20 protein-coding genes and 2 rRNA genes are annotated in these 26,696 nt (G+C 68.7%); 12 read left to right on the top strand and 10 right to left on the bottom strand.

Features of this window, described 5'->3' with window-relative positions:
• Together ACFY10_RS07670 and rrf are read left to right on the top strand one after the other, a co-directional pair.
• Positions 1-2,473: ribosomal RNA gene (locus tag ACFY10_RS07670) — 23S ribosomal RNA — on the top strand; the annotation flags it as partial.
• A 95-nt stretch (positions 2,474-2,568) separates the two neighbouring features.
• A 5S ribosomal RNA gene (gene rrf, locus ACFY10_RS07665) occupies positions 2,569-2,685 on the top strand.
• Positions 2,686-2,777: 92 nt separating this feature from the next.
• Here rrf and ACFY10_RS07660 read toward each other — a convergent pair.
• Genes ACFY10_RS07660 through ACFY10_RS07640 form a run of 5 tightly spaced genes read right to left on the bottom strand, consistent with a single transcriptional unit; the run spans position 2,778 to position 8,427 of the window.
• A complete protein-coding gene (locus ACFY10_RS07660; protein WP_390664099.1) occupies positions 2,778-4,088 on the bottom strand; it encodes a DUF58 domain-containing protein in 1,311 nt (436 codons plus the stop codon).
• Positions 4,088-5,077 carry an AAA family ATPase gene (locus ACFY10_RS07655; RefSeq protein WP_390664156.1) on the bottom strand — a complete coding sequence of 330 codons (990 nt, stop codon included), beginning with the start codon at positions 5,075-5,077 and terminating at the stop codon, positions 4,088-4,090. Before ACFY10_RS07655 ends, ACFY10_RS07660 begins: the two co-directional genes overlap by 1 nt.
• A complete protein-coding gene (locus ACFY10_RS07650) occupies positions 5,077-6,273 on the bottom strand; it encodes a DUF4350 domain-containing protein (protein WP_390664098.1) in 1,197 nt (398 codons plus the stop codon). Before ACFY10_RS07650 ends, ACFY10_RS07655 begins: the two co-directional genes overlap by 1 nt.
• Complete coding sequence (locus ACFY10_RS07645; RefSeq protein WP_390664097.1) at positions 6,270-7,055, bottom strand: DUF4129 domain-containing protein; 786 nt, start codon at positions 7,053-7,055, stop codon at positions 6,270-6,272. The genes ACFY10_RS07650 and ACFY10_RS07645 overlap by 4 nt, the downstream gene beginning before the upstream one ends.
• 4 nt (positions 7,056-7,059) lie before the next feature.
• A complete protein-coding gene (locus ACFY10_RS07640) occupies positions 7,060-8,427 on the bottom strand; it encodes a hypothetical protein (RefSeq protein ID WP_390664096.1) in 1,368 nt (455 codons plus the stop codon).
• A gap of 140 nt (positions 8,428-8,567) precedes the next feature.
• Between ACFY10_RS07640 and mtnA the strand changes: the two genes are divergently transcribed.
• Positions 8,568-9,716 carry an S-methyl-5-thioribose-1-phosphate isomerase gene (mtnA, locus tag ACFY10_RS07635; protein WP_390664095.1) on the top strand — a complete coding sequence of 383 codons (1,149 nt, stop codon included), beginning with the start codon at positions 8,568-8,570 and terminating at the stop codon, positions 9,714-9,716.
• Positions 9,717-9,798: 82 nt separating this feature from the next.
• Here the strand turns inward: mtnA and ACFY10_RS07630 are convergent, their stop codons facing one another.
• Positions 9,799-10,053 (bottom strand): hypothetical protein, encoded by a 255-nt coding sequence (locus tag ACFY10_RS07630; RefSeq protein ID WP_390664094.1) that lies wholly within the window; start codon positions 10,051-10,053, stop codon positions 9,799-9,801.
• 316 nt (positions 10,054-10,369) lie between these two features.
• Between ACFY10_RS07630 and mtrA the strand changes: the two genes are divergently transcribed.
• The 6 genes from mtrA (at position 10,370) to ACFY10_RS07600 (ending at position 17,985) form a co-directional block, all read left to right on the top strand.
• Positions 10,370-11,059 (top strand): two-component system response regulator MtrA, encoded by a 690-nt coding sequence (mtrA, locus tag ACFY10_RS07625; RefSeq protein ID WP_187284748.1) that lies wholly within the window; start codon positions 10,370-10,372, stop codon positions 11,057-11,059.
• Between the two features lies 1 nt (position 11,060).
• Complete coding sequence (gene mtrB, locus ACFY10_RS07620) at positions 11,061-13,121, top strand: MtrAB system histidine kinase MtrB (RefSeq protein ID WP_390664093.1); 2,061 nt, start codon at positions 11,061-11,063, stop codon at positions 13,119-13,121.
• A complete protein-coding gene (locus ACFY10_RS07615; RefSeq protein WP_390664092.1) occupies positions 13,111-14,946 on the top strand; it encodes an LpqB family beta-propeller domain-containing protein in 1,836 nt (611 codons plus the stop codon). Before mtrB ends, ACFY10_RS07615 begins: the two co-directional genes overlap by 11 nt.
• 148 nt (positions 14,947-15,094) lie before the next feature.
• Positions 15,095-16,027 carry a ComF family protein gene (locus ACFY10_RS07610; RefSeq protein WP_390664091.1) on the top strand — a complete coding sequence of 311 codons (933 nt, stop codon included), beginning with the start codon at positions 15,095-15,097 and terminating at the stop codon, positions 16,025-16,027.
• A gap of 313 nt (positions 16,028-16,340) precedes the next feature.
• Positions 16,341-17,033 (top strand): ribosome hibernation-promoting factor, HPF/YfiA family, encoded by a 693-nt coding sequence (gene hpf, locus ACFY10_RS07605; protein WP_260326615.1) that lies wholly within the window; start codon positions 16,341-16,343, stop codon positions 17,031-17,033.
• Between the two features lie 205 nt (positions 17,034-17,238).
• On the top strand, positions 17,239-17,985 hold the full coding sequence (locus ACFY10_RS07600) for a response regulator transcription factor (protein ID WP_099929264.1): 747 nt from the start codon (positions 17,239-17,241) through the stop codon (positions 17,983-17,985).
• A 3-nt stretch (positions 17,986-17,988) separates the two neighbouring features.
• Here ACFY10_RS07600 and ACFY10_RS07595 read toward each other — a convergent pair whose 3' ends face one another.
• Both ACFY10_RS07595 and ACFY10_RS07590 read right to left on the bottom strand, forming a co-directional pair.
• Positions 17,989-19,173, bottom strand: a complete 1,185-nt coding sequence (locus ACFY10_RS07595; protein WP_390664090.1) for a winged helix-turn-helix domain-containing protein — start codon at positions 19,171-19,173, stop codon at positions 17,989-17,991.
• A 52-nt stretch (positions 19,174-19,225) separates the two neighbouring features.
• The gene (locus ACFY10_RS07590; protein WP_390664089.1) at positions 19,226-19,816 is read right to left on the bottom strand and encodes a GNAT family N-acetyltransferase; all 591 of its coding nucleotides are present in this window, start codon (positions 19,814-19,816) and stop codon (positions 19,226-19,228) included.
• A 281-nt stretch (positions 19,817-20,097) separates the two neighbouring features.
• Here ACFY10_RS07590 and secA point away from each other — a divergent pair, with 281 nt between their 5' ends.
• The gene (gene secA, locus ACFY10_RS07585; protein ID WP_390664088.1) at positions 20,098-22,911 is read left to right on the top strand and encodes a preprotein translocase subunit SecA; all 2,814 of its coding nucleotides are present in this window, start codon (positions 20,098-20,100) and stop codon (positions 22,909-22,911) included.
• Positions 22,912-23,005: 94 nt separating this feature from the next.
• Here secA and ACFY10_RS07580 read toward each other — a convergent pair whose 3' ends face one another.
• Positions 23,006-23,803: an Rv3235 family protein gene (locus ACFY10_RS07580; protein WP_390664087.1), complete on the bottom strand. Its 798-nt coding sequence runs from the start codon at positions 23,801-23,803 to the stop codon at positions 23,006-23,008.
• A gap of 314 nt (positions 23,804-24,117) precedes the next feature.
• Here ACFY10_RS07580 and ACFY10_RS07575 point away from each other — a divergent pair, with 314 nt between their 5' ends.
• A complete protein-coding gene (locus ACFY10_RS07575) occupies positions 24,118-24,633 on the top strand; it encodes a DUF6912 family protein (protein ID WP_390664086.1) in 516 nt (171 codons plus the stop codon).
• Between the two features lie 92 nt (positions 24,634-24,725).
• Positions 24,726-25,391: an HAD family hydrolase gene (locus tag ACFY10_RS07570; protein ID WP_390664085.1), complete on the top strand. Its 666-nt coding sequence runs from the start codon at positions 24,726-24,728 to the stop codon at positions 25,389-25,391.
• 168 nt (positions 25,392-25,559) lie between these two features.
• Here the strand turns inward: ACFY10_RS07570 and ACFY10_RS07565 are convergent, their stop codons facing one another.
• Positions 25,560-26,126 carry a DJ-1/PfpI family protein gene (locus ACFY10_RS07565; protein ID WP_390664084.1) on the bottom strand — a complete coding sequence of 189 codons (567 nt, stop codon included), beginning with the start codon at positions 26,124-26,126 and terminating at the stop codon, positions 25,560-25,562.
• Between the last annotated feature and the right edge of the window lie 570 nt (positions 26,127-26,696).

Genomic DNA, 26,696 nt, shown 5'->3' with positions numbered 1-26,696 from the left:
TTCTCGTGACTGCGTGCCTTTTGAAGAATGAGCCTGCGAGTTTGCGGTGTGTTGCGAGGTTAACCCGGGTGGGGTAGCCGTAGCGAAAGCGAGTCCGAACAGGGCGTTTTAGTAGCACGCTCAAGACCCGAAGCGGAGTGATCTAGCCATGGGCAGGTTGAAGCGGAGGTAAGACTTCGTGGAGGACCGAACCCACCAGGGTTGAAAACCTGGGGGATGACCTGTGGTTAGGGGTGAAAGGCCAATCAAACTCCGTGATAGCTGGTTCTCCCCGAAATGCATTTAGGTGCAGCGTCGTGTGTTTCTTGCCGGAGGTAGAGCACTGGATAGGCGATGGGCCCTACCGGGTTACTGACCTTAGCCAAACTCCGAATGCCGGTAAGTGAGAGCGCGGCAGTGAGACTGTGGGGGATAAGCTCCATGGTCGAGAGGGAAACAGCCCAGAGCATCGACTAAGGCCCCTAAGCGTACGCTAAGTGGGAAAGGATGTGGAGTCGCAGAGACAACCAGGAGGTTGGCTTAGAAGCAGCCACCCTTGAAAGAGTGCGTAATAGCTCACTGGTCTAGTGATTCCGCGCCGACAATGTAGCGGGGCTCAAGCGTACCGCCGAAGTCGTGTCATTGCAGCAATACGCCCAACGGCGGCTGTGATGGGTAGGGGAGCGTCGTGTGCCGGGTGAAGCAGCGCCGGAAGGCAGTTGTGGACGGTTCACGAGTGAGAATGCAGGCATGAGTAGCGATTCACACGTGAGAAACGTGTGCGCCGATTGACTAAGGGTTCCTGGGTCAAGCTGATCTGCCCAGGGTAAGTCGGGACCTAAGGCGAGGCCGACAGGCGTAGTCGATGGATAACCGGTTGATATTCCGGTACCCGCTGTGAAGCGTCAAACATCGAACCAGGCGATGCTAAGTCCGTGAAGCCGCCCCGGAGCCTTCGGGCAAGGGGGAGTGGTGGAGCCGACGGACCAGACCTGTAGTAGGTGAGTGATGGGGTGACGCAGGAAGGTAGTCCAGCCCGGGCGGTGGTTGTCCCGGGGTAAGGGTGTAGGACGAGTGGTAGGCAAATCCGCCGCTCATGTGTCTGAGACCTGATGCCGAGCCGATTGTGGTGAAGTGGATGATCCTATGCTGTCGAGAAAAGCCTCTAGCGAGTTTCATGGCGGCCCGTACCCTAAACCGACTCAGGTGGTCAGGTAGAGAATACCGAGGCGTTCGGGTGAACTATGGTTAAGGAACTCGGCAAAATGCCCCCGTAACTTCGGGAGAAGGGGGGCCATGCCTGGTGATGAGTCTTGCACTCTGAGCTGGGGGTGGCCGCAGAGACCAGCGAGAAGCGACTGTTTACTAAAAACACAGGTCCGTGCGAAGCCGTAAGGCGATGTATACGGACTGACGCCTGCCCGGTGCTGGAACGTTAAGGGGACCGGTTAGCTCCATTTCGGTGGGGCGAAGCTGAGAACTTAAGCGCCAGTAAACGGCGGTGGTAACTATAACCATCCTAAGGTAGCGAAATTCCTTGTCGGGTAAGTTCCGACCTGCACGAATGGCGTAACGACTTCTCGACTGTCTCAACCATAGGCCCGGTGAAATTGCACTACGAGTAAAGATGCTCGTTTCGCGCAGCAGGACGGAAAGACCCCGGGACCTTTACTACAGTTTGATATTGGTGTTCGGTTCGGCTTGTGTAGGATAGCTGGGAGACTGTGAACTCCGGACGCCAGTTCGGGGGGAGTCGTCGTTGAAATACCAGTCTGGTCGTGCTGGATGTCTAACCTGGGTCCGTGATCCGGATCAGGGACAGTGTCTGATGGGTAGTTTAACTGGGGCGGTTGCCTCCTAAAGAGTAACGGAGGCGCCCAAAGGTTCCCTCAGCCTGGTTGGCAATCAGGTGTTGAGTGTAAGTGCACAAGGGAGCTTGACTGTGAGACCGACGGGTCGAGCAGGGACGAAAGTCGGGACTAGTGATCCGGCGGTGGCTTGTGGAAGCGCCGTCGCTCAACGGATAAAAGGTACCCCGGGGATAACAGGCTGATCTTCCCCAAGAGTCCATATCGACGGGATGGTTTGGCACCTCGATGTCGGCTCGTCGCATCCTGGGGCTGGAGTCGGTCCCAAGGGTTGGGCTGTTCGCCCATTAAAGCGGTACGCGAGCTGGGTTTAGAACGTCGTGAGACAGTTCGGTCCCTATCCGCTGTGCGCGCAGGAGTCTTGAGAAGGGCTGTCCCTAGTACGAGAGGACCGGGACGGACGAACCTCTGGTGTGCCAGTTGTCCTGCCAAGGGCATGGCTGGTTGGCTACGTTCGGGAGGGATAACCGCTGAAAGCATCTAAGCGGGAAGCCTGCTTCGAGATGAGGACTCCCACCCACTTGATGGGGTAAGGCTCCCAGTAGACGACTGGGTTGATAGGCCGGATCTGGAAGCACCGCAAGGTGTGGAGGTGACCGGTACTAATAGGCCGAGGGCTTGTCCTCAGTTGCTCGCGTCCACTGTGTTGGTTCTGAAACCACGAACAGCCCCGTTGTCGGGCCACGACAACGGCGCGGCAGGTTCGACAGTTTCATAGTGTTTCGGTGGTTATAGCGTGAGGGAAACGCCCGGTTACATTCCGAACCCGGAAGCTAAGCCTTACAGCGCCGATGGTACTGCAGGGGGGACCCTGTGGGAGAGTAGGACGCCGCCGAACAAATTGTGAGAAAACCCCCGTGCCATTCGGCACGGGGGTTTTCTGCATTTCAGGGCTTACGTCTCGGAGGCCCTTCAGAGAGCCCCCTCGTATTACAGACGTCCCGCCGCCTTCAGTGCCAGATACGCATCTGCCAGTGCTGGCGCCAGTTCATCCGGAGTCTCGTCGACGACGGTGACCCCGTGGCGGCGGAGTTGTTCCGCGGTGCGGTGGCGTTCACTTTGGGCCTGGGCGGCGGCTGCAGCGTCGTAGACGGCCTCGGTGTTTCCTCGGGAGTTCGCCATACGGGCGATGTATGGGTCCGCTACCGATGCCACCAGAATTGTGTGGCGCTGGGTGAGTTGGGAGAGGACGGGAAGCAGGCCTTCCTCCACGGGCGCCGCATCGAGGCTTGTGAGCAACACGATGAGTGAGCGGCGGGGGGCCGTGCGAAGTGCGGTTGCTGTCAGGCCTCGGGCATCCAGTTCGACCAGTTCGGGTTCGAGTGCGGCCATCGCGTTGACCAGGGACGGGAGTACGTCGCGTGCCGTGCGGCCCTGGACGAGGGCGCGTACCCGACGGTCGTAGGCGAGCAGGTCCACCCGGTCGCCGGCGCGTGAGGCGAGTGCCGCCAGGAGCAGGGCCGCGTCCATCGACGCGTCGAGGCGTGGGGCGTCGCCCACACGACCTGCTGAGGTGCGGCCGGTGTCCAGGACGATCAGAATGTGGCGGTCCCGTTCGGGACGCCACGTGCGTACGGCGACCGTGGTCTGGCGGGCCGTCGCACGCCAGTCGATGGAGCGGGTGTCGTCGCCCGGTACGTAATCGCGCAGGCTGTCGAATTCTGTCCCTTCGCCGCGGGTGAGCACGCTGGTGCGGCCGTCGAGCTCACGCAGGCGGGCGAGTTTCGAGGGTAGGTGCTTGCGGCTGGTGAAGGGCGGCAGCACGCGTACTGTCCAGGGGACCTGGTGGCTGCCTTGGCGTGAGAACAGACCGAGGGGGCCGTAGGAGCGGATCGTCACGCGATCTGCTTGGCGGTCGCCTCGGCGGGTGGGGCGTAGACGGGCGGTGACGCGGCGGCGTTCGCCGGCCGGCACGGTCAGGCGGTGGCGCGAAGCCGCTACTTCGGTGCCGGGCTGCCAGCTGCTGGGGGGCCAGGCATCGCGCAGGCGGGCACGGAGGAGACGGCGGGCTGGATTGGTGACGGTGAGGGTCACGTCGGCGGCCTCGCCCAGGCGTACGGACGTATCGCCGGAGCGGGCCAGGCCGAGGCGCCGTACCGGTGCTGCGAGGGCGAAGTCACAGGCGCAGGCCACGGCCAGGGGGGCGTTCACGGCGAGCATGCCCGTCCAGCTGGGGTCCCAGATGCCGACGGGGAGGGAGCCGAGGGCCGCGAGGAGCGCGGCGCGTCCGGTGAGTGCCATCAGCGTGGGACGGGGACGTGGGCGAGGATTGCGTTGATGACGGAGTCGGCCGTGACGCCTTCCATCTCTGCCTCGGGGCGGAGTTGCACGCGGTGTCGGAGAGTGGGGAGGGCCAGGGCCTTGACGTCGTCGGGGATGACGTAATCGCGGCCCGTGAGCCATGCCCATGCGCGCGAGGTGGCCAGGAGGGCAGTGGCGCCGCGCGGGGAGACGCCCAGGGTGAGAGACGGCGACTCGCGGGTGGCCCGGCAGATGTCCACCACGTAGGCGGTGATTTCCGGGGAGATGGCCGTCTTGGCGACGGCGGCGCGGGCGGCCTCCAAGTCGTCCGGGCCGGCCACGGGGCGTACGCCGGCGGCGTGCAGGTCGCGTGGGTTGAAGCCCTCGGCGTGGCGGGTGAGTACGTCGATCTCGTCCTGGCGGGAGGGGAGAGGGACCGTCAGTTTAAGGAGGAAACGGTCGAGTTGGGCTTCGGGGAGGGGGTATGTGCCCTCGTACTCGACCGGGTTCTGGGTTGCGGCGACCAGGAAGGGGTCGGGGAGCGGGCGCGGGGTGCCGTCGACCGTGACCTGGCGTTCCTCCATGGCTTCCAGGAGGGACGACTGGGTCTTCGGGGGCGTGCGGTTGATCTCGTCGGCCAGGAGGAGGTTGGTGAAGACCGGGCCGGGCTGGAACGAGAACTCGGCGGTGCGAGCGTCGTAGACCAGGGAGCCCGTGACGTCGCTCGGCATCAGGTCGGGGGTGAACTGCACGCGCTTCGTGTCGAGTTCGAGTGCGGAGGCGAGGGCGCGTACGAGCAAAGTTTTGGCGACCCCGGGGACTCCTTCTAGTAGTACGTGTCCGCGGCAGAGGAGGGCGACGACGAGGCCGGTCACGGCGGGGTCCTGGCCGACCACGGCTTTGGCGATCTCGGCGCGCAGGGCCTCCAGGGAGGCTCGGGCCTTGCCCGGATCCCCGGCGTACCCGGCGTTGTCAGTGGTCGGGGCCATCATGGACGGCGTACCTCTCTTTCGAGGGCGTCGAGTTGGTCGGCGAGGGCGATGAGAGCCGCGTCGTCGCTGGGCGGCGGGCCGAAGAGGAGCGAGTGCAGGGCCTGTCCGTCGCCGTGGAGATGGGCGGACAGGGCGGGGAGCAGGGCCTCGGGCGCGTGCGCCTGGGCGACGGGGGCGCCTACGAGGGGGGCGAGGCGGGTGCGGGTGGAGGAGCGAAGAGCGGCGGCCGCGCGGTCGCGGGCTTTCGCTTTGCGGTAGAGGCGGGCGCGGCCTTCGACGGTTTCGGAGGCGCGGATCGCCACAGGGAGTCTTTCAGGCACGAGGGGGCCAAGTCGGCGCGCCCGCCAGAGGGCGGCGAGGGCTGCCGCGATGAAGAGCTGCAGGGTGCCCCAGAGCCAGCCGGAGGGGAGCAGGTCGAGGAAGCCTTTTTCGTCGCCCGTGTCGGTGGCGGAGTTGTCGGAAAGTGAGGGGAGGTACCAGACCAGATGGGGGCGGGAGCCGAGGAGTTGGAGGGCGAGCGAGGCGTTGCCCTCCTTGTCGAGGTGGTCGTTGAAGAGGATGTCGGGCGCGCCGAGGACGACGGTGTCGCCGTCTCCGGAGGTCTCCGGAATGCGCAGGAGGGTGGCCAGGCGCTCGCTGCGGTAGCACTCGTCGGCACCGAGGTGTGTGGTGGTGTAGCGGATGCCGCCCGTGTCTGCGGTGCCCGCGCGGCGGGCAGCGGGCAGTCGGCAGTCGGGGGAGAGCGTCGAGTCGAAGCTGGTGGCGGGGTCCGCGGTGACGCCCGGGGCAAGCTTTTCGACGGACCAGCTGCCCGGGGCAATGAGGACGGTGCGGCCGCCGGAGTTTGCGATCGCGGAGTGCAGCCGGGTCTGTTGACGGTGCGTCAACAGGTCGGGGAGGGCGACCAGGAGCGTGGTGTCCGGGGCGGCTGCGGCGCGCGCTTCGTCCAGGGTGGTGACCATGCGTGTGGACACGCCGCGGTCGGCGAGGAGTTCAGCGACGGCGCGGCTGCCGTAGGGGGCGACGGAGCGTGGGTCGAGTTCGCCGTGCCGCGTGTCGGAGCGGATCACGGCGATCACGACAGCCGCCACCAGGAGGAGCACGACGGCGAGTGCGATGCCTCGCGTGCGGGTCCACACCTGGCGTGCGGTGGGCGAGGCCGAGGTGGACGGGAGCGTGGCCTCGGTCGTCATCCGGCGGCTCCCTGGCGGGTGTTGCGGGCCTTGCTGGGGCTGCTGCTTGCGAGCTGGGGCTTGGTGCGTTCGAGGTCGCGGTCGAGTTCGGCGATGCGGTGGTACGACTGCTCGCTCGCCCTTCGGCCGCCGTATGTCACATCGTCGAAATCCCGGGCAGCGGAGCGCAATCTGTCCGTGTGGTTGGGCAGTACGCGGCCTGCTTCTGCGGCTGCCTCGTCCGCGGTGCGGCCGGGGCGGATGTCGAGGAGTGCGCGTTCCTCGAGGGAGCGGACGATGCCGCGCATGCGTTCCTGGACGGCTTGGTTCCAGTGGCCCTGGGCGGCGTGTGCCTCCGCGGCCGCGCGGTGTTCGGTGGCGCTGCGGGGACGGTCGTCGAACAGGGCGGCGGACGAGGTGGGTTCACGGCGCGGTGTGCCGAGCCGCCACCACAGTGCGCCCAGCACCGCGAGTACGGCCACGATGACGACGACCAGGCCGAGTGTGCCCCCGGGTGTCGCGGCCGCGGCCGAGCCGAACAGCTTGTCGATCCAGTCCCAGAAGGCGTTCAGGGCGCGCTGGAACAGGCTGGGGTCGTTCTCGTGGTACATCCGCTTCGACAGCTCCCGACGGGCGGCATCGCGTGCGGGATCTCGCGGGATCGTCACCGGCGGTTCGTCGCCGGAGCGCGCCAGCGACAAGACGGATGTGTCGCCGGCGCGCAGCAGCGTACGTACGGCCGATTCCGCGGCGCGCGGCAGGGCCGTCGGCACCGCTGTGAGAACTCCCCCCGTCACGCTCACCGCATCAGCCTCCCGAGCCGGCGTCGGTGCCGTAGCCCTGGACACCGGCAGCGCGGGCCAGTTCGAGGTCGAGGGCTTCGCGCCGGATGCGCTGGTCGATGTAGAGGAGCGCAGTGACGCCGGCATTGATCGGGAACGTGATCATGGAGCCGATCACCGAGCCGATCCCGCTGATGATCAGGAAGGTCCAGCCGAGGTTGCTGCCCTGATTGTTGAGGAAGCCGATGATGCCGTCGCCGCCGAGGGCTGCGGCGAGAAAAGTGAAGGGGATGACGACGATCGCCGAGATGATGTTCGCGATGATTCCGGCGAGCAACTGGATGCCGAAGACACGCCACCAGGAGCCTTGGACGAGCTTCGCGGATCGGCTCATCGACTTCACGACGCCCTGTTTTTCCAGCATCAGTGCCGGCGAGGCCAGGGAGAAGCGGATCATCAGCCACAGGGCGACGACGCCGGCGGCGATGCCGCCCAGGACGGCGAGCGCGACACCTCCGTCGGTGTTCCCGAAGACGGCCACGAGGATGCCGGGCAGCGTGCCCCCAAAGACAATGGCGGCGGCGATGAGAGGCAACAGAAGGATCAGGCCGAACAGCTTCACGACCTGAGGGCGGGCGTCGCGCCAGGCCTCGCCGGTGGTCACGGGGCGGCCGAGGACCGCGCGGCTGGTGACGGTGGTGAGCAGGGCAGTCGCGGCGACTGTGGCGATCAGAGAGATCAGGAAGACTGCGCCGGAGCTGAGCATGACCTCGCCCATGGCGCGGGTCAGTTCGCTCGCGGAGGCGCTCGGGTCGTCGAGGGCCGCGGTGCTGGTGTCGTTCAGCACGAGGCCTTGGAGCAGGATGATGAGGATCTCGGTAACCACCGCGACGGTGAGGGAGATGCCCAGCACTGTGCGCCAGTAGGTGCGCATGGTGGAGACGGCGCCGTCGAGGATCTCGCCCACGCCGAGCGGGCGGAGCGGAATGACGCCCGGCTTGGCGGCGGGTGGGGGGCCGCCCCAGCCGCCGCCCCATGCGGGGTATCCGGGAGTGCCGTAGGCCCGGGAGCCGTCGGGACCGGGAGCGCCGTAGCCGCCCGGGCCGGGGGGAGGCTGGGTGCCCCAGCCGGGGCCGGGTGGTGGCGGCGGAGCGGGCTGGCCGGAGCCTGCAGGGCCGGCGGGCGCGGACCACTGGCCGGGTGGCGGCTGCTGCTTGGACCACTGCGAGCCGGGGCCCTGTGGGTCGGGAGTGTCCTGCGGGTCGGGACCGGGCTGGTCCGCGGGCTCTGCGGGGCCGGGTCGGTCGGTGGGCCCGGCAGGGCCGGACGTGCCGGGCTCCTGCCCGTCGGACGGGGCAGATCCGGGCGAGGCCCAGCCCGGAGTGTCTTTCATCGTCGCTCCTTCACGGTGCCCGTCCGCGGTCGCGGCGGCAGGTTGGCAGCCATCGTGCCATGGGGTGGTTGCCGAGGTACCGGCCGCGGTATGGGCTACACACCTTCAATTGTCCGCCGGATAAGGGGCAGACTGACCGCATGGCTGATCAGTACGCGCAATCCGGCGAAGGCAGCAGGCCGACCGAGATACCGGCGATCCGCTGGGAGGAGCCACCTGAAGGCCCTGTACTGGTACTCCTCGACCAGACGAGGTTGCCGGCCGAGGAGGTCGAGCGGGTCTGCACGGACGCGTCCGCGCTGGTGGAGGCGATCCGTTCGCTGGCCGTACGCGGGGCGCCGCTGCTCGGCATCGCGGGAGCGTACGGTGTCGCGCTCGCCGCCGCGCGCGGCTTCGACGTGGACGAGGCTGCGACCGCGCTGAGCGGTGCCCGGCCCACTGCGGTGAACCTTGCTGTCGGTGTGCGCAGGGCCCAAACCGCCTACCGCGCCGAGTTCGCCAGTAGCGGCGATGCCGGGCAGGCTGCTGCGGCGGCGCTTGCCGCGGCACGTCGGCTGCACAAGGAGGACGCCGAGGCCAGTGCGCGTATGGCCGAGCGCGGGCTGGCACTCCTGGACGAGCTGCTGCCCGGTGGCGGGCACCGGATCCTCACCCACTGCAACACCGGGTCGCTGGTGTCGGGCGGGGAGGGGACTGCGTTCGCCGTGGCGCTCGCGGCGCACCGCGCGGGGAGGCTGCGGCGGCTGTGGGTGGACGAAACGCGTCCGTTGCTGCAAGGCGCTCGCCTGACGGCTTATGAGGCGGCGCGCAGCGGCATGGCGTACACCTTGCTCACGGACAACGCGGCGGGCTCGCTCTTCGCGGCCGGCGAGGTGGACGCGGTGCTGATCGGGGCGGACCGCATTGCGGCCGACGGTTCGGTGGCGAACAAGGTGGGGAGCTATCCGCTCGCGGTGCTCGCGCGGTACCACCATGTGCCGTTCATCGTGGTGGCACCGGTGACGACGGTGGACCCGGACACCCCCGACGGGGCATCCATCGAGGTCGAGCAGCGCCCCGGTCATGAGGTGACCGAGGTCACAGCGCCTCAGGTGCCGGTGGCGGGAGCCGAAGCCGGAGGAGGGATTCCGGTGGCGCCCCTGGGGACCCAGGCGTACAACCCGGCATTCGACGTGACACCGCCCGAGCTGGTGACCGCGATCGTCACGGAAGAGGGTGCCGTTTCGCCCGTGACGGCTGAGGCTCTTGCAGAGCTGTGTGCCAGGTCGCGCGAGGTAACGATCAGCTGATGGGATGACGTCGGCTCGATCGAGGCGAAGGGCCCTTCCGCCTGCGGCGAATCGCGCCGCGGGGCCGCGAGGTCCCACGGCTTCAGCGGGCGTCGGGGGTCGGTTGGGCGGTTTCCAGCTCGCGGATGTGGGCGGGCTGTCCGCCGCCCACGACCTGAGGGGGAATCCCGCCTCGGCCGGGATGCGCGACGTGCGGGTCGACCAGGTGAGCGATTTGGGCCGGCATGCCTCTCGGGAGACCGGCTGTCAGATCCAGGCCCGGCAGCCACGTCACCTTCGGCGTATGGAACTTGGGAGCTCGGACCTGGGTGTTGACCTTCGCGACCAAGGCGAACACGGCGGACATCTCGACAGCCCGGCTGCCGTGTCGGACGACAAGGTGGTTCGGGTGGCTCGCTCTCTCACCGCGAAATTGCCTGCGAGCAGTGAGCGGGATCGGGGCGGGTATGCCAAGTCTGTCGCAGCGTCGTCGCAGCCCGGCCAAGAGCTGCAGGGCCGACCGTATGGTCAGGCTCCGCCTACCCTGGGTAGCTGACATCCGTTACTGACATCGACGTCGCGGGACAGGGGCAGACAGTGACGGCCGAGTACGACTATCGTCACGGGCCAGTGACGCTGCTCACCTGCACCTTCGCCACCGTTATGAGAATGGGATGATGTCGTTTATGAAGGGACGAGTCCTTGTCGTCGACGACGACACGGCACTGGCCGAGATGCTCGGCATCGTGCTGCGTGGTGAAGGTTTTGAGCCGTCTTTCGTAGCTGACGGCGACAAGGCGCTGGCTGCATTCCGTGAGAGCAAACCTGATCTGGTGCTGCTCGACCTGATGCTGCCAGGGCGAGACGGTATCGAGGTGTGCCGCCTGATCAGGGCGGAGTCCGGTGTGCCGATCGTGATGCTCACGGCCAAGAGCGACACCGTCGACGTGGTGGTCGGGCTGGAGTCTGGGGCCGACGACTACATCGTGAAGCCGTTCAAGCCGAAGGAGCTGGTCGCCCGGATCCGGGCGCGGCTGCGGCGGTCGGAGGAGCCCGCGCCGGAACAGCTGGCCATAGGTGACCTCGTCATCGACGTGGCCGGTCACTCAGTGAAGCGGGACGGGCAGTCGATCGCGCTGACGCCGCTGGAGTTCGATCTGCTGGTGGCGCTGGCGCGGAAGCCGTGGCAGGTGTTCACGCGTGAGGTGCTGCTCGAGCAGGTGTGGGGATACCGGCACGCTGCGGACACCCGGCTTGTGAATGTTCACGTGCAGCGGCTGCGCTCCAAGGTCGAGAAGGACCCCGAGCGGCCGGAGATCGTGGTGACCGTCCGGGGCGTCGGTTACAAGGCAGGGCCCAGCTGACATGTCCGGTGACAGTGCCGCTTCGGTGCCCGGGCCGGACAGGGCCCGCGCGGGGCGGCCTGTCGGCCGGAAGGCGACAGGGTCCCGGTGGGGCCGTCTGCTGGAGGGCGGGCTGCTGCAGGGCGGAGTCCAGGGCAGCCCGGTGCTCCGCTTGTTCATGCGCTGGGTTCGGCGGCCGTTGCTGCCCGTCATGCGGTTGTGGCGGCGCAATATCCAGCTCAAAGTCGTCGTCACTACGCTGCTGATGTCGTTGGGTGTGGTGCTGCTGCTCGGGTTCGTCGTCATCGGGCAGGTGCGCAACGGGCTGCTGGACGCCAAGGTGAAGGCCTCGCAGAGTCAGGCCACCGGCGGGTTCGCGGTGGCCAAGCAGAAGGCCGACGAGGCGGCGACCGGGACCGGCGACGACGGCACGGCCGGGGACGGACGCCCCTCGCAGAACCTCACTCCGTGGATGAGTGACCTCGTGTCGTCGCTCTCCAGCGGCGGCCTGGGCGCCTTTGACGTGGTGACCCTGCCGGCGGGCGACAACAGCGGCGGCGGGCGCGGGCCGCGTGCCTCCGGTGGAGTCGATCCCAACGCGAGTGTGCCGCAGGACCTGCGCACGCGGGTCAACGACAACACCTCGGCCGCTCAGAGCTACACCCGCATCATCTACAGCGGCGACAAGGAGCCGCAGCCGGCACTCGTCATCGGTAAGCAGGTCAACGACCCCAACGGCGACCCGTACCAGCTGTACTACCTCTTCCCGCTCACGCAGGAGGAGAAGTCGCTGAGCCTGGTCAAGGGCACTCTGGCGACCGCGGGGCTCTTCGTCGTCGTACTCCTCGGAGCCATTGCCTGGCTGGTGGTGCGGCAGGTCGTCACGCCCGTGCGGATGGCGGCCGGGATCGCCGAGCGGCTGTCCGCGGGGCGCCTGCAGGAACGTATGAAAGTCACCGGCGAGGACGACATCGCGCGGCTCGGCGAGGCCTTCAACAAGATGGCGCAGAACCTGCAGCTGAAGATCCAGCAGCTGGAGGACCTGTCGCGGATGCAGCGGCGGTTCGTGTCGGACGTGTCGCACGAGCTGCGGACGCCGCTGACGACCGTACGGATGGCCGCGGACGTCATCCACGAGGCGCGCGAGGACTTCGACCCGATCACCGCGCGGTCGGCGGAGCTGCTCGCGGATCAGCTGGACCGGTTCGAGTCGCTGCTCGCGGACCTGCTGGAGATCAGCCGGTTCGACGCGGGTGCGGCGGCGCTGGAGGCGGAGCCGATAGACCTCAGGGAGGTCGTACGGCGGGTCGTCAGCGGGGCCGAGCCGCTCGCCGAGCGCAAGGGCACGCACATACGCGTGCTGGGCGACCAGCAGCCCGTCGTCGCCGAGGCGGACGCCCGGCGAGTGGAGCGGGTGCTGCGCAACCTCGTCGTCAACGCCGTGGAGCACGGCGAGGGCAAGGACGTCGTCGTCAAGCTCGCCGCAGCGGGCGGGGCGGTCGCCGTCGCGGTGCGCGACTACGGCGTCGGGCTCAAGCCCGGCGAAGCCACGCGCGTGTTCAGCCGCTTCTGGCGAGCGGACCCGGCACGCGCGCGTACCACCGGAGGTACGGGCCTCGGGCTGTCCATCGCCCTGGAGGACGCACGGCTGCACGGCGGCTGGCTGCAGGCCTGGGGCGAGCCGGGCGGCGGCTCGCAGTTCCGGCTGACGCTGCCGCGGACCGCGGACGAGCCGCTGCGGGGCTCGCCGATACCCCTGGAACCCAAGGACTCGCGGCGCAACCGAGGACTCAACGACGCCGGGCTGCCGCGCGGAGGCGGGGACAAGGTCGCCACCGTGCCCGCGCAGCCGGTCGCGGACCAGATACCGCCGATAGCCCCGAGACTGGCCGGTACGGCCCCCACCGCCGACCCGACGGCGCTGCCCGGGAACGGCGCACGCGTGGTGCCCCGCCCGACTTCCGGAGCGCGACGACAGGACGAGACACCCACCGCGGACGGAGCACCGGGCGAAAGCTCGAGCCGCCCGGACACCGGGCCGGAGGGGTCGAAGAAGCAAGGGGAGGCATTTCGTGGGCGCTGACCGCGAGGGGAGCGCCGGGCGCAGACCGATGCGCGCGTTGGCGTACGCAGTCTGTGGCGTCGTACTGCTGGCGGGGTGCGCCTCGATGCCCGACAGCGGCGACCTGCGTGGCGTCGACTCCACGCCACGGCAGGACACCCAGGTGCGGGTCTTCGCCATACCGCCCCAGGACAACGCCCAGCCCTCGGACATCGTCTCCGGTTTCCTCGAGGCGTTGACCAGCGACGATCCGAACTATTCGACAGCGCGGCAATATCTGACCAAGGCGGCGTCACAGACCTGGAAGCCGGGGCTGTCCAGCACCGTCCTCGCCGACGGACCGGGCATCGACCCCAACCGTCTGGGCAGCCGGGAGGGCCCCGACGACCTCTCGTTCGCACTGACCGGCACGAGGGTCGCGAAGGTGGACGAGCAGCAGGCGTACTCGCCCGCCGGCGGGCCCTACGACGCTCCGGTGCATCTCACGCGCGACAAGAAGACCAAGCAGTGGCGCATCGACAGGTTGCCGCAGGGCGTCGTCATGGGTAAGTCGGACTTCCAGCGCAACTACATGTCCGTCAACAAGTACTACTTCGCCTCGAACGCGGCGGCCGGGACGACGCCGCAGCCGGCGCCCGTCGCCGATCCCGTGTACGTGCGCCGGCGCGTGGACCCCATGACGCAGATGGTCCGCTCGCTGCTCAACGGGCCCACGAACTGGCTCGATCACGTGGTCCGGACGAGTTTTCCGACAGGTACGGCATTGAAGAACGGTGTCACCACGTTGACGCCCGACGACCAGAACAAGCTGACCGTGCCGCTGAACGAGAAAGCCGCCCGGGTAGGTCAGGGCCAGTGCAACGAGATGGCGGCCCAGCTCCTGTTCACACTGCAGAACCTCACCCCGGCGGTGGACCAGGTCGAGTTGCAGTCCGGCAAGTCGCGGCTGTGCTCGCTCAGGGAGGACCGGGCCGACACCGTCGCCGCGCGCGGCTCGGTGCAGCCTCCCGGCTATCTGTACTTCATCGACAGCAAGAACCGGCTCGTACGAATAGCGGCCGGCAGCAACAGCACCAAGGCCGAACCGGTGACCGGGGCGCTCGGCGAGGGCGACAAGGAGCTGCGCTCGGTCGCCGTGTCGCGCGACGAGGACACCGCGGCCGCCGTCGCCGGCGACGGCAAGGAGCTGTACGTCGCGTCGCTGGTGTCCGACAGTTCACTCGGCGACCCCGTGCTGACCAGTCACGGCAAGTCGGGACAGAACGACCGGCTGACGGCACCCAGCTGGGACGCGTCCGGCAACCTCTGGGTGGCCGACCGCGATCCCGACAACCCCCGGCTGCTCCTGCTGGACCAGGGCAAGGGCGAGCCGCTCGTGGTGAAGATCCCGGAGCTGGACGGCCGCATCCAGGACGTCCGAGTGGCCGCAGACGGGGTGCGCATAGCGCTCGTGGTGGCGAAGGGCAGCAAGAAGTCCCTGCTCATCGGGCGGATCGAGCGGCGGCAGGAGGCCGGGGAGGACCGGCCGACGGTTTCGGTGCTCGGACTGCACTCCGCGACACCGGAGTTGGAGGACGTCACGGCCATGTCGTGGGCCGGGGACAGCCGGCTTGTCGTGGTCGGGCGCGAACAGGGCGGACTGCAGACCATGCGGTACGCGCAGGTCGACGGCTCCACACCGGAGGGACCGGCACCCGCGGCCCTGTCCGGGATCAAGGAGATCACCGCGGCCGAGTCCGACCGGTTGCCGTTGGTGGCGTACTCGGAGGACGGGATCGTACGACTGCCGTCCGGGGCGCAGTGGCAGAAGGTCACGGACGGGGTGGCGCCGGTTTATCCGGGGTGAAGCTCTTGTGCCGGTGAGCCGGTGAGGCTGTCCGGGGGCGGCCGTTTCCGGCCGCGTCGAGGGTGTGGTTTGCACCCGGGACGACTTGTCCACAGGGAGTTTTCCACAGGGCTGGCAGGGCGGCTCGGGTGTTGGCACAGTGGTGGGCATGCGGGGGTGGTGGCAGGACCTCACCGACCTGGTGCTGCCGGCCGAGTGCGGAGGCTGCGGGAGGCCTCGCACGGTGCTCTGCCCGGAGTGCCGTGCCGTCCTGAGCGGGGCCGCACCGAGCCGGGTGCGACCGGTGCCGGAGCCGCCCGGGCTGCCCGTGGTGCACGCGGCCGCCCGGTACGCCGACGAGGTGCGAGCCACCCTGTTGGCCCACAAGGAACGGGGCGCGCTGGCCCTTGCAGCACCGCTGGGCACGGCACTGGCAGGGGCCGTGCGGGCGGGGCTCAGGGAGGCGCCTGGCCATGCTGCTGGGGGCGGGCCGCCCGTACTGCTTGTTCCCGTTCCGTCCGCGCGTTCGGCGGTGCGGGCGCGGGGCCATGACCCGGCGCGGCGGATCGCGCTCGCCGCGGCGGGGGAGCTGCGGCGGACCGGGACCGCGGCCCGAGTGCTCGCCGTGCTGCGACAGCGGCGTGCCGTGGCCGACCAGTCCGGGCTCAACTCCCGGCAGCGGCTGGACAATCTCGCGGGCGCGCTGGCGGTGGCTCCCGGCGGTGACCGGCTGCTTCGCGGCAGTTCGGTCGTGCTCGTCGACGACCTGATGACCACCGGCGCGTCCCTGGCCGAGGCGGCGCGTGCCGTGCGGGCGGCGACGGTGCCGGAAGAAAGGACGGGCGCGCATGGGAGGAGAGCACAAGCGGCGGTTGCGCAACGGCACTTCTCGGGGCTGGTTTCGTACGACGAAGCAACTACGGCTGTGTACACGGCAGCTGCTCGGGAAGGCACAGGAGAACGGACGGCCGAGTCGGCGGACGAAGCGACCCGCCGTATGCACTCCGTGCCAGGAATGCCGGGTGCGGGCGGCGCAGGTGACGTGATCTGCGCAGCCGTGGTCGCCGCGCCGCCAGATTCTTTCGAAATAAACCGGAACTGACTGCCAAGTTGCATCGTTGCAGGTAATGAGAGGGTCAATTCACCTGAACGGAGGTACGTCGCGGTAGAGGGTGACGACATCCGTCCGGGCGAGATATGTTCGGTTGTGAGAGAAAGGCGCAGGCCATCGCTCTCGTACCCGAATGCCGTGCTGCGGGTTTTTCACAATCACCCGTCACGGTGGAGTGGAGATCTTGCCCGCGGGGGAGGAGGTGGAAGTCACCGAGTCCGTAGGTTCCGGAGCTCGCCGGAGCCTGGTGCAAAAGGGAGATGCTCCGCCAGTGGAGCGGAGTGATCCGGGAACGGAGTTCTGCGTGGACATCGTCGTCAAGGGCCGCAAGACCGAGGTGCCCGAGCGGTTCCGCAAGCACGTGGCCGAGAAGCTGAAGCTGGAGAAGATCCAGAAGCTCGATGGCAAGGTGATCAGCCTCGACGTCGAGGTGTCCAAGGAGCCCAACCCCCGACAGGCCGACCGTTGTGACCGAGTGGAGATCACGCTCCGCTCCCGCGGTCCGGTGATCCGGGCGGAGGCAGCGGCCAGCGATCCGTACGCGGCGCTCGACCTGGCGGCGGAGAAGCTGGATGCCCGGCTGCGCAAGCAGCACGACAAGCGGTTCTCTCGCCGCGGCGCGCGCAGGATCTCGGCCGCCGAGGTCCCCGACCACGTTCCGGGCGCGGCGACGCTCAACGGGAACGGCCACCCCGTCCACGAGGAAGACCAGGACGGAGTGCCCACCAAGAAGATCGGCTCGCTGGAGGTCAAGGGCGAAGGCCCCCTCATCGTCCGCGAGAAGACCCACGTCGCCTCCCCGATGACCCTCGACCAGGCCCTCTACGAGATGGAACTGGTCGGACACGACTTCTACCTGTTCGTCGACTCCGAGACGAAGGAGCCCAGTGTCGTCTACCGGCGGCACGCCTACGACTACGGCGTCATCCACCTCAGCACCGACCCGATGGTTGCCCAGGCGCAGTCTCCCGCGCCGGGCGGCACGCTGGGTGGCTGACCCGCGCGGCTGACAGCTGAGCCAGTGCCCCTGGAGCGCCTGTGCGCCCCCAGGGGCACCGGTGTGCGACCCCTTCACGAGCCGCTCTGTCACCGCGTTGTCGCCCGGGCATGGAATCATGGCGGCAATGGCCCAATCGGTGGGCCGTTGCCTTGGGTTGGCGATGGCACAGCACCACAGGCCACAGCCTTCAGGGGGAGGAACGATGGCGGACAGCTTCGGACCGATGCATGACGAGGATGCCGACGGCGGCGTCGTCGGCATGGGCCCGGACGCGGGCTCTCCACGCAAGGAGCCGATCAGAGTCCTTGTCGTGGACGACCACGCCCTCTTCCGCCGGGGCCTGGAGATCGTGCTCGCGGCCGAGGAGGACATCCAGGTCGTCGGGGAGGCAGGGGACGGTGCGGAGGCCGTCGACAAGGCGGCCGACCTGCTTCCGGACATCGTCCTGATGGATGTGCGGATGCCCAAGCGGGGCGGGATCGAGGCCTGCACCTCCATCAAGGAGGTCGCCCCCAGCGCCAAGATCATCATGCTGACGATCAGCGACGAGGAAGCCGACCTCTACGACGCGATCAAGGCGGGTGCGACCGGCTATCTCCTCAAGGAGATCTCCACGGACGAGGTGGCCACCGCCATTCGCGCGGTGGCCGACGGGCAGTCCCAGATCAGCCCTTCCATGGCGTCCAAGCTGCTCACCGAGTTCAAGTCGATGATCCAGCGCACCGACGAGCGCCGGCTCGTACCCGCGCCACGGCTGACGGACCGCGAGCTGGAAGTCCTCAAACTCGTCGCCACGGGAATGAACAACCGGGACATCGCCAAGGAACTGTTCATCTCCGAGAACACCGTGAAGAACCACGTGCGCAACATCCTGGAGAAGCTGCAGCTGCACTCCAGGATGGAGGCGGTGGTGTACGCGATGCGGGAGAAGATCCTCGAGATCCGGTGACGCTCAGCCGAGCATGCGAGTGAGCTCCTGGGCCAGGGGCTCGCGCAGTTCTGGCGCGTCCACCCGTTCCACGCGTACGTCCGTGCAGTTCACCCAGCTCGCTGCTTCTGTCAGGGCCTGGGCCACCGCAGGGACCGCCTTGGGGCCGTCCAGGGTGACCTGCCTGGCCACCAGCGTGCGGCCCTCGCGGGCCGGGTCGACGCGGCCGACCAGGCGGCCGCCGGCGAGGACCGGCATCGCGAAGTAGCCGTACACCCGCTTCGGCTTGGGGACGTAGGCTTCCAGCCGGTGGGTGAAGCCGAAGATCCGCTCTGTGCGCGCCCTCTCCCAGATCAGGGAGTCGAAGGGGGACAGGAGCGTGGTGCGGTGGCGGCCGCGCGGCGGCGTGTCCAGGGCCGCCGGGTCGGCCCAGGCCGGTTTGGACCAGCCCTCGACCGTGACCGGGACCAGGCCCGAGTCGGCGATCACCGCTTCGACCTGCTCGCCCTTGAGACGGTGGTAGTCGGCGATGTCGGCGCGTGTGCCGACGCCCAGCGCCTGGCCCGCCAGGCGGACCAGGCGGCGTAGGCACTCCGTGTCATCCAGCTCGTCGTGCAGCAGGGTGTCCGGGATCGCGCGCTCGGCGAGGTCGTAGACCCGCTTCCAGCCGCGGCGCTCCACGCACACCACCTCCCCGTACATCAGCGCGCGCTCGACGGCGACCTTGGCGCCGGACCAGTCCCACCACTCGCTGGTGCGCTTTGCGCCGCCCAACTCCGTCGCCGTGAGGGGGCCTTCGGCGCGGAGTTGCTTGATGACCTGGTCGTAGGCGCCGTCCGGGAGGGCGTGGTTCCAGTGCGGGCGGCTTCGGTAGGCGCGGCGGCGGAAGGCGAAGTGGGGCCACTCCTCGACGGGGAGGATGCACGCGGCGTGCGACCAGTACTCGAAGGCGTGCGGGCCGGCGGAAGACGCCTTCCAGTACGCGTCCTCGACCTTGCTGCGGCCCACCGCGCCCAGGCGGGCGTACGGGATGAGCTCATGGGAGCGCGCCAGCACCGAGATCGTGTCCAGCTGGACCGCGCCGAGGTGGCGGAGGACGCCGCGCACGCCGGCCCTGCGGTCGGGTGTGCCGAGAAAGCCCTGGGCGCGGAGGGCGATGCGGCGGGCGTCGTCTGCCGAGAGGTCGGTGGCGGGGCGCGGGGTCGTCATGGTCCGCACGATAGAAGGCGGCACTGACAACGCGGGGTGACCTGCGAATTCGTCATGGGGCGCCCGGTGTTGAGGCGGGTGCCGGGAGATACGGCGCCGTCGACGGCAGCCCCAGGTCCGACGGCAGCAGGGCACCCACCCAGGAGTCCCGGCGTACGCCCTGGTGGATGATCGCGGAGCGCAGGACGCCCTCGATGACGAAGCCGGCGCGCTCCGCCACCGCGCGGGAGGCGCTGTTGCCCACTTCCGCACGCCATTCCACGCGGTCGACCGACAGGTGGGTGAAGGCCCAGCGGGAGACCTCGACGACGGCCTCGGTGACGTAGCCGTTGCCGCGGTGTTCCTTCGTGCCCCAGAAGCCGATCTCGGCCATGCTCAGAGAATGCATGGTGAGGCTGAGCATGCCCACGAGTTCCTCCCCTTCGGGGAGGAACAGGGCGAAGGTGAGTATGGAACCGTTCGTCCAGCCGTTGGGGGCGAGTTCCTCGGTGAAAGTCCGCGCGTGCTCGGCGAGGTAGGGCGAAGGAATCGCCGTCCAGCGCTGGATGTCGGGATCCTGGGCCGCGGCGTACACCGCGTCGGTGTCCTTGGGGCCGACCGTGCGCAGGAGCAGCCGGGAGGTCGTGAGCGTGACGGGTTCCATCGGCTGATTCTGCTCGGACGCCCGACACGGACGCCATCTTTTTGCCGTGTGTGAGCGCGTGATCACAATTCGCGCAATTCGTCGGCGTGATGCGGCACCATCCGCAGGGCCCGTCCGTTGTCCCCTTTGAAGAAGATTTGAAGCGGTGCGCGAAGCCTTCGGCGGTCGTCGTACCGGCAGGCCTCCCGGCTTGGTGGGGTCCTCGCATACGATGGCCGTTGCTCAGCAAGTCAAATGGAAACCGACCGTCCCAGGCCCGACCGGCAAGGAGACCAACCCCCGTGTCCGTCCTCTCGAAGATCATGCGTGCAGGCGAAGGTAAAATCCTGCGCAAGCTGCACCGCATCGCGGACCAGGTCAGCTCCATCGAAGAGGACTTTGTCGACCTCTCCGACGCCGAGCTGCGGGCCCTCACCGATGAGTACAAGCAGCGCTACGCCGACGGCGAGAGTCTGGACGACCTGCTTCCCGAAGCGTTCGCCACCGTGCGCGAGGCCGCCAAGCGCGTCCTCGGACAGCGTCACTACGACGTCCAGATGATGGGTGGCGCAGCGCTCCACCTCGGCTATGTCGCCGAGATGAAGACCGGCGAGGGCAAGACCCTGGTGGGCACGCTGCCCGCGTATCTGAACGCCCTCTCCGGGGAGGGCGTTCACCTGATCACGGTGAACGACTACCTGGCCGAGCGCGACTCCGAAATGATGGGCCGCGTCCACAAGTTCCTCGGCCTGAGCGTCGGCTGCATCCTCGCCAACATGACGCCGGCCGAGCGCCGCCAGCAGTACGAGTGCGACATCACGTACGGCACGAACAACGAGTTCGGCTTCGACTACCTGCGCGACAACATGGCGTGGTCGAAGGACGAACTGGTGCAGCGCGGCCACAACTTCGCCATCGTCGACGAGGTCGACTCCATCCTCGTCGACGAGGCCCGTACGCCGCTGATCATCTCCGGTCCGGCCGACCAGGCCACCAAGTGGTACGGCGACTTCGCCAAGCTGGTCACGCGCCTGAAGAAGGGCGAGGCGGGCAACCAGCTGAAGGGCGAGGAGGAGACCGGCGACTACGACGTCGACGAGAAGAAGCGCACGGTCGCCATCCACGAGCCCGGTGTCAGCAAGGTCGAGGACTGGCTGGGCATCGACAACCTCTACGAGTCGGTGAACACGCCGCTGGTGGGCTACCTGAACAACGCCATCAAGGCCAAGGAGCTCTTCAAGAAGGACAAGGACTACGTCGTCATCGACGGCGAGGTCATGATCGTCGACGAGCACACCGGCCGTATCCTCGCCGGCCGCCGCTACAACGAGGGCATGCACCAGGCGATCGAGGCGAAGGAAGGGGTGGACATCAAGGACGAGAACCAGACGCTCGCCACGATCACCCTGCAGAACTTCTTCCGCCTCTACAGCAAGCTCTCCGGCATGACCGGTACGGCGATGACCGAGGCGGCCGAGTTCCACCAGATCTACAAGCTCGGCGTCGTCCCGATCCCGACGAACAAGCCGATGATCCGCATGGACCAGTCGGACCTGATCTACCGGACCGAGGTCGCGAAGTTCGAGGCGGTCGTCGACGACATCGCCGAGAAGCACGAGAAGGGCCAGCCGATCCTCGTCGGTACGACGTCGGTCGAGAAGTCCGAGTACCTCTCGCAGCAGCTCTCCAAGCGCGGCATCCAGCACGAGGTGCTGAATGCCAAGCAGCACGACCGCGAGGCGACGATCGTCGCCCAGGCCGGCCGCAAGGGCGCCGTGACCGTCGCGACGAACATGGCCGGCCGTGGTACGGACATCAAGCTCGGCGGCAACCCCGACGACCTCGCCGAGGCGGAGCTGCGCCAGCGCGGCCTCGATCCCGAGGAGCACATCGAGGAGTGGGCCCACTTCCTGCCCGACGCACTGGAGCGTGCCGAGAAGGCGGTGAAGGCGGAGTTCGAAGAGGTCAAGGAACTCGGCGGGCTCTACGTCCTGGGCACCGAGCGGCACGAGTCGCGGCGTATCGACAACCAGCTCCGCGGTCGCTCCGGCCGTCAGGGCGACCCGGGCGAGTCCCGCTTCTACCTCTCGCTCGGCGACGACCTGATGAGGCTCTTCAAGGCCCAGATGGTCGAGCGCGTGATGTCGATGGCGAACGTCCCGGACGACGTGCCGATCGAGAACAAGATGGTCACGCGCGCGATCGCGTCCGCCCAGTCGCAGGTCGAGCAGCAGAACTTCGAGACGCGTAAGAACGTCCTGAAGTACGACGAGGTCCTCAACCGCCAGCGTGAGGTCATCTACGGCGAGCGGCGCCGCGTCCTGGAGGGCGAGGACCTGCAGGAGCAGGTCGTGCACTTCATGGACGACACGATCGACGCGTACATCTCCGCGGAAACCGCCGAGGGCTTCGCGGAGGACTGGGACCTCGAGCGGCTGTGGGGCGCCTTCAAGCAGCTCTACCCGGTGAAGGTGACCGTCGAGGAGCTGGAGGAGGCGGCCGGCGACCGGGCCGGTCTGACCGCCGAGTGGATCTCCGAGTCCATCAAGGACGACATCCACGAGCAGTACGAGTCGCGCGAGGCGCAGCTCGGCTCCGAGATCATGCGTGAGCTGGAGCGCCGGGTCGTGCTGTCGGTCCTGGACCGCAAGTGGCGCGAGCACCTCTACGAGATGGACTACCTCCAGGAGGGCATCGGCCTGCGCGCGATGGCGCAGAAGGACCCGCTGGTCGAGTACCAGCGTGAGGGCTTCGACATGTTCACCGCCATGATGGAGGGCATCAAGGAGGAGTCCGTCGGCTACCTGTTCAACCTGGAGGTCCAGGTCGAGCAGCAGGTCGAGGAGGTCCCGGTCGAGGACGCCGAGCCGGTCGACATGGAGAAGCAGGACGTGGTGCCGGCCCAGGCGGGCAGCCGCCCGGAGATCCGTGCCAAGGGCCTGGACGCTCCGCAGCGCCGGAACCTGCACTTCTCCGCGCCGACCGTGGACGGCGAGGGCGGCACCATCGAGGGCGACTTCGTCGGCGACGAGGAGCCGGTGCGCTCGGAGGCCGACGGTCTCACGCGCGCGGAGCGGCGCAAGCAGTCCCGTAGCGGGCGCCGCCGCAAGAAGTAACCGGCGGCGTCGGTAACGCCGTAGCGGCTTGAAGGGCCGGGTCACCTCGGGGTGGCCCGGCCCTTCGGCGTACGGAGGTGCGGCTCGGGGCCGTCTAGTCGTCGCCGGTGGGGCGCGGCGGGCGCGGCCCGCCGAGTTCCACCGCCGTGCAGCGCCAGCGCAGGTCCCGGCCCCGTTCCAGGCGGAAGGCCATGGCCCGCAGCTGGTCTCCGGCGCCGATGCGGGCGAAGGCCTCGACGGCACCGGGACGGGCTTCGTAGTAGCCGATGTCGCGGACGACCGGGCGGGCGCCGCGGGTGCGCAGGGGGCCGCGTTCGGCGAGCCAGGCCAGTTCGTCGTAGGCCCGGCCCGCAGTGTGCCGCAGCATCGAGTGGACGGGGCGCTGACCGCTCAGCACCGCGAGGAGGAGGTCGGCGAAGACGTCGGTAGGGCGGGGCTGGGGGACCGGCCGGGGGTGCGCCCCGGCGTGGACGGCGGGGCAGGCCGGGTGGCCGAGGGTGTTCCCGGCGGTCGGGGCGGGAAGCGCGTTCGGTGGGGCGTGGGTGGTGGTGCGGGCGGGGGTGGCCGCGGCGGCACCGCCTGGAGCCGTGGTGGTGGTCGTGGCGCCCTTGGGCCGGGCGGCCGGGCCGGGAGGGCGGACCGGCCCGGTGCGGGCGGCGTTCGCGCTCCTGGCCGGAGCGGCAGGAGCCGTCTGCGGGCGGTTGTCGGCGGGCCTGGTGCTCGGGGAGAGGCCGCCTGCCCGGGAGCCCGGTGGGCGGCCGCCGCCCGGGGCGGTGCGAGTCGGGGTTCCGCCCGGGGTGCGGGGCGGAGCGCCGCCGGGGCGGCGGGAGTCACGGCGGCCGGGCGGGCGGGCGCCCGGCTGGTGCTGTGCCCTGGTCATGACCTTGTGCATGCGCGTCCCCGTTCGGTGAACCCGGCTGATACCGGTCGGTAACTTGGCGTTGGGGATCTTGTACGGGGCGAGGGGCGGCGGCAGCAAGGACGCGGGGAGCCGGGTCGGGGTGGCCGGAATCTTCACCTATCAGGGTGATGGAGGGGGCGTGGAACCCCGTGATCACGGAGGTGGGCCGGGTGAATTCCGAGGCCCGAAGTGGACGCCTCCGGGCATGTGGGCAGGGACTCGAAAGGGGACTCCCGCACGTATCCTGAAGGCCCTCCAGGAGGCGCGTGAGCGCGCCCAGCCACCGACCACGAAAGCGGCCAGCCATGCGCGTCTACGTCCCCCTGACCCTCTCCGGTCTCGCCGAGGCGTACAAGACGGGAGAGCTGGGGGCAGGGCCGCTCGTCGCGTACGCCGTCACGCCCGCCCTGCGCGAGTGGTACCTCTCCGACGACATCGAGGAACTGGAGTACGCGGCGCTCAACCGCGCCGCGCTGGCCTCGCTGCGGCTGCTGGCCGCGGACCCCGGGGCGGTACGCCGCCGGGTCGTGGTCGCCGTCGACGTGCCCGACGGCGCGGCGTCCGCCGACCCCGACCGGAGCCTCGACCCGGCCGCGCTCGGCGAGGTGAGGGTGACCGGGACCGTGGCGCTGGCCAAGGCGGCTGCCGTGCACGTCGACCTCGATGACGCGGAGGAGGACGTGGCCGCCGCGGCCGGGGCGCTCGACGCGGCGGACCGCGGGGACGACGACGCACAGTTCGTTGTGGACGGGGCCGAGGACCACGAACTGCTGTGGTACGCGACGCAGGAGATCCCCAACCTGGTCGGGCTCGGAGACTGAGTCCCCCGCCCCCCTGCGCCCTCCACGCCGGCTTAATGTCCCTCTGACCTGCAGAGCTCTTGATTGTCAGTGGCGGCGGGTACGTTTTTGGCATGGGGAAGCAGACAGGGGCGCACATCGTCTGGGACTGGAACGGGACGCTGTTCCACGACAATGACGCGATCATCGGTGCGACGAACGCGGCGTTCGCCGAGCTGGGTCTTGAGCCGATCACGATGGAGCAGTACCGGGCGCTGTACTGCGTGCCGGTGCCGAAGTTCTACGAGCGGCTCATGGGCCGGCTGCCGACGGACGCCGAATGGGAGGTCATGGACGAGACCTTCCACCGGTACTACGCCGAGCACAGGGTCGGCTGCGGGCTGACCGAGGGGGCGACGGAGCTGCTCGCCGGATGGGGGTCGGCCGGGCGCAGCCAGTCGATCCTCAGCATGTACACGCACGACGAACTCGTCCCGCTGGTGCGGGGGTTCGGGATAGAGGCGCACTTCATACGCGTCGACGGGCGGACCGGGCCCTCGGGGGGCAGCAAGGCGGAGCACATGGTGCGGCACCTCGGCTCGCTCGCCGGTGTGGACCCGGCTCGTACCGTGGTGATCGGCGACGCCGCCGATGATGCGGTGGCCGCGCGGCATGTGGGGGCGGGTGCGGTGCTGTACACCGGCGGTTCGCACGGCCGTGCCAGCCTCGAAGAGGTGGGGGTGCCGGTGGTGGACTCGTTGGCGGAGGCCGTCGCGGAAGCGGAGCGGCTGGCCGCATAGGTGCCCTGAGCAGGGGGCCGGCTGAGGGGTGGGTTTCGCTCGCCGCGCTAGGCGGGTGCCGCTCTCTTTGGGACGGGAGCCGCCCCAGCGGCACGACTGCCCGCAGGCGGCACGGCGTGGTGGGGCTGCCCGCAGGCGGTGTGGCGGGGGCGGCCGTCCCCGGCTGCGTCAGGTCACCGGCGCCTTCGCCCGCAGCACCGTCAAGAACTCCCGCATCCACGCCGAGTGGTCCGGCCATGCACGGGACGAGACCAGGGTGCCGTCGACCACCGCCTCGGCGTCCTGGAAGCTGGCGCCGGCGGCCTGCATGTCCGGTTCCAGTGCGGGATATGCCGTGACGCGGCGGCCACGGAGGCCGTCGACCGCCGCCGTGAGCAGGGGGCCGTGGCAGATCTGGGCGACCGGCTTGTCCGCGTCGAAGAAGGACTTGAGGATCTTGCGGAGTTCGGGGTCGTTGCGGAGGTACTCCGGGGCGCGGCCGCCGGGGATGACGAGGGCCGCGTACTGGCCGGGGTCGACCTCGGCGAAGGCGAGGTCGGCGGGCCAGGTGTAGCCGGGCTTTTCGGTATAGGTGTCGAAGCCGGGTTCGAAGTCATGGACGACGAACTGGAGCTTCTTGCGGGTGGGGGCCGCGATGTGCACGTCGTAGCCCTCCTCGCGGAGGCGCTGGTAGGGGTACAGGACCTCGAGTGACTCTGCTGCGTCGCCGGTGACGATGAGGATTTTCGCGGTCATGTCGGGCGGCTCCCCTCGGGCGGGTGTGCGCTGTCATGGGCAACGTGCCTCTTGGGGGGTGCCCTTGCCAAGGGGTCCGGCCGTTTTCGAGCAAGGGGGATCGGATGAGGGGTTCGTATCGTCGACCCGCACGACCGTGGGGGGTTTGCCTCTGTGCAGAGTGTCAAAGTTCCACCCCCGGTTTTGTACACATACGGCTCATGACGGGGCCCCCGTACTGAGCGATAGCCTTATGGCGTGATCAGCGCGATAGCTCGCGGGGGCATCGTTGCCCCTGCCCTGCGCCCGGTGAACACGGACCATCTCCGTGACCGGGCGGCGGTCGCTGGTCTTCGCGGGCAGGACGGGGCCGGAAGGTCTCCCGGGATGCCATTCACCCCCTGGACGCGGACGCCGCAGAGAGCAGCGTCACACCCTCGGGGCAGCTCAAATATGGCTCATATCTTCCCGCTCATCTCACCTTGCGGCATAGCGTCGGAGCAGACCGGAGAACCCGGGCCGTGGCGTCGAGCCGCAGGGGAAGAGACCGTACTTCCTTCTACGTCACGCAACGGCGCGCGACAGGAGCCA

It is taken from the genome of Streptomyces sp. NPDC001401 (genome assembly GCF_042895385.1).
Lineage (GTDB): Bacteria > Actinomycetota > Actinomycetes > Streptomycetales > Streptomycetaceae > Streptomyces.
The sequence above is the reverse complement of the archived record's forward strand: the minus strand, read 5'-3'. Positions and strand labels throughout refer to the sequence as shown.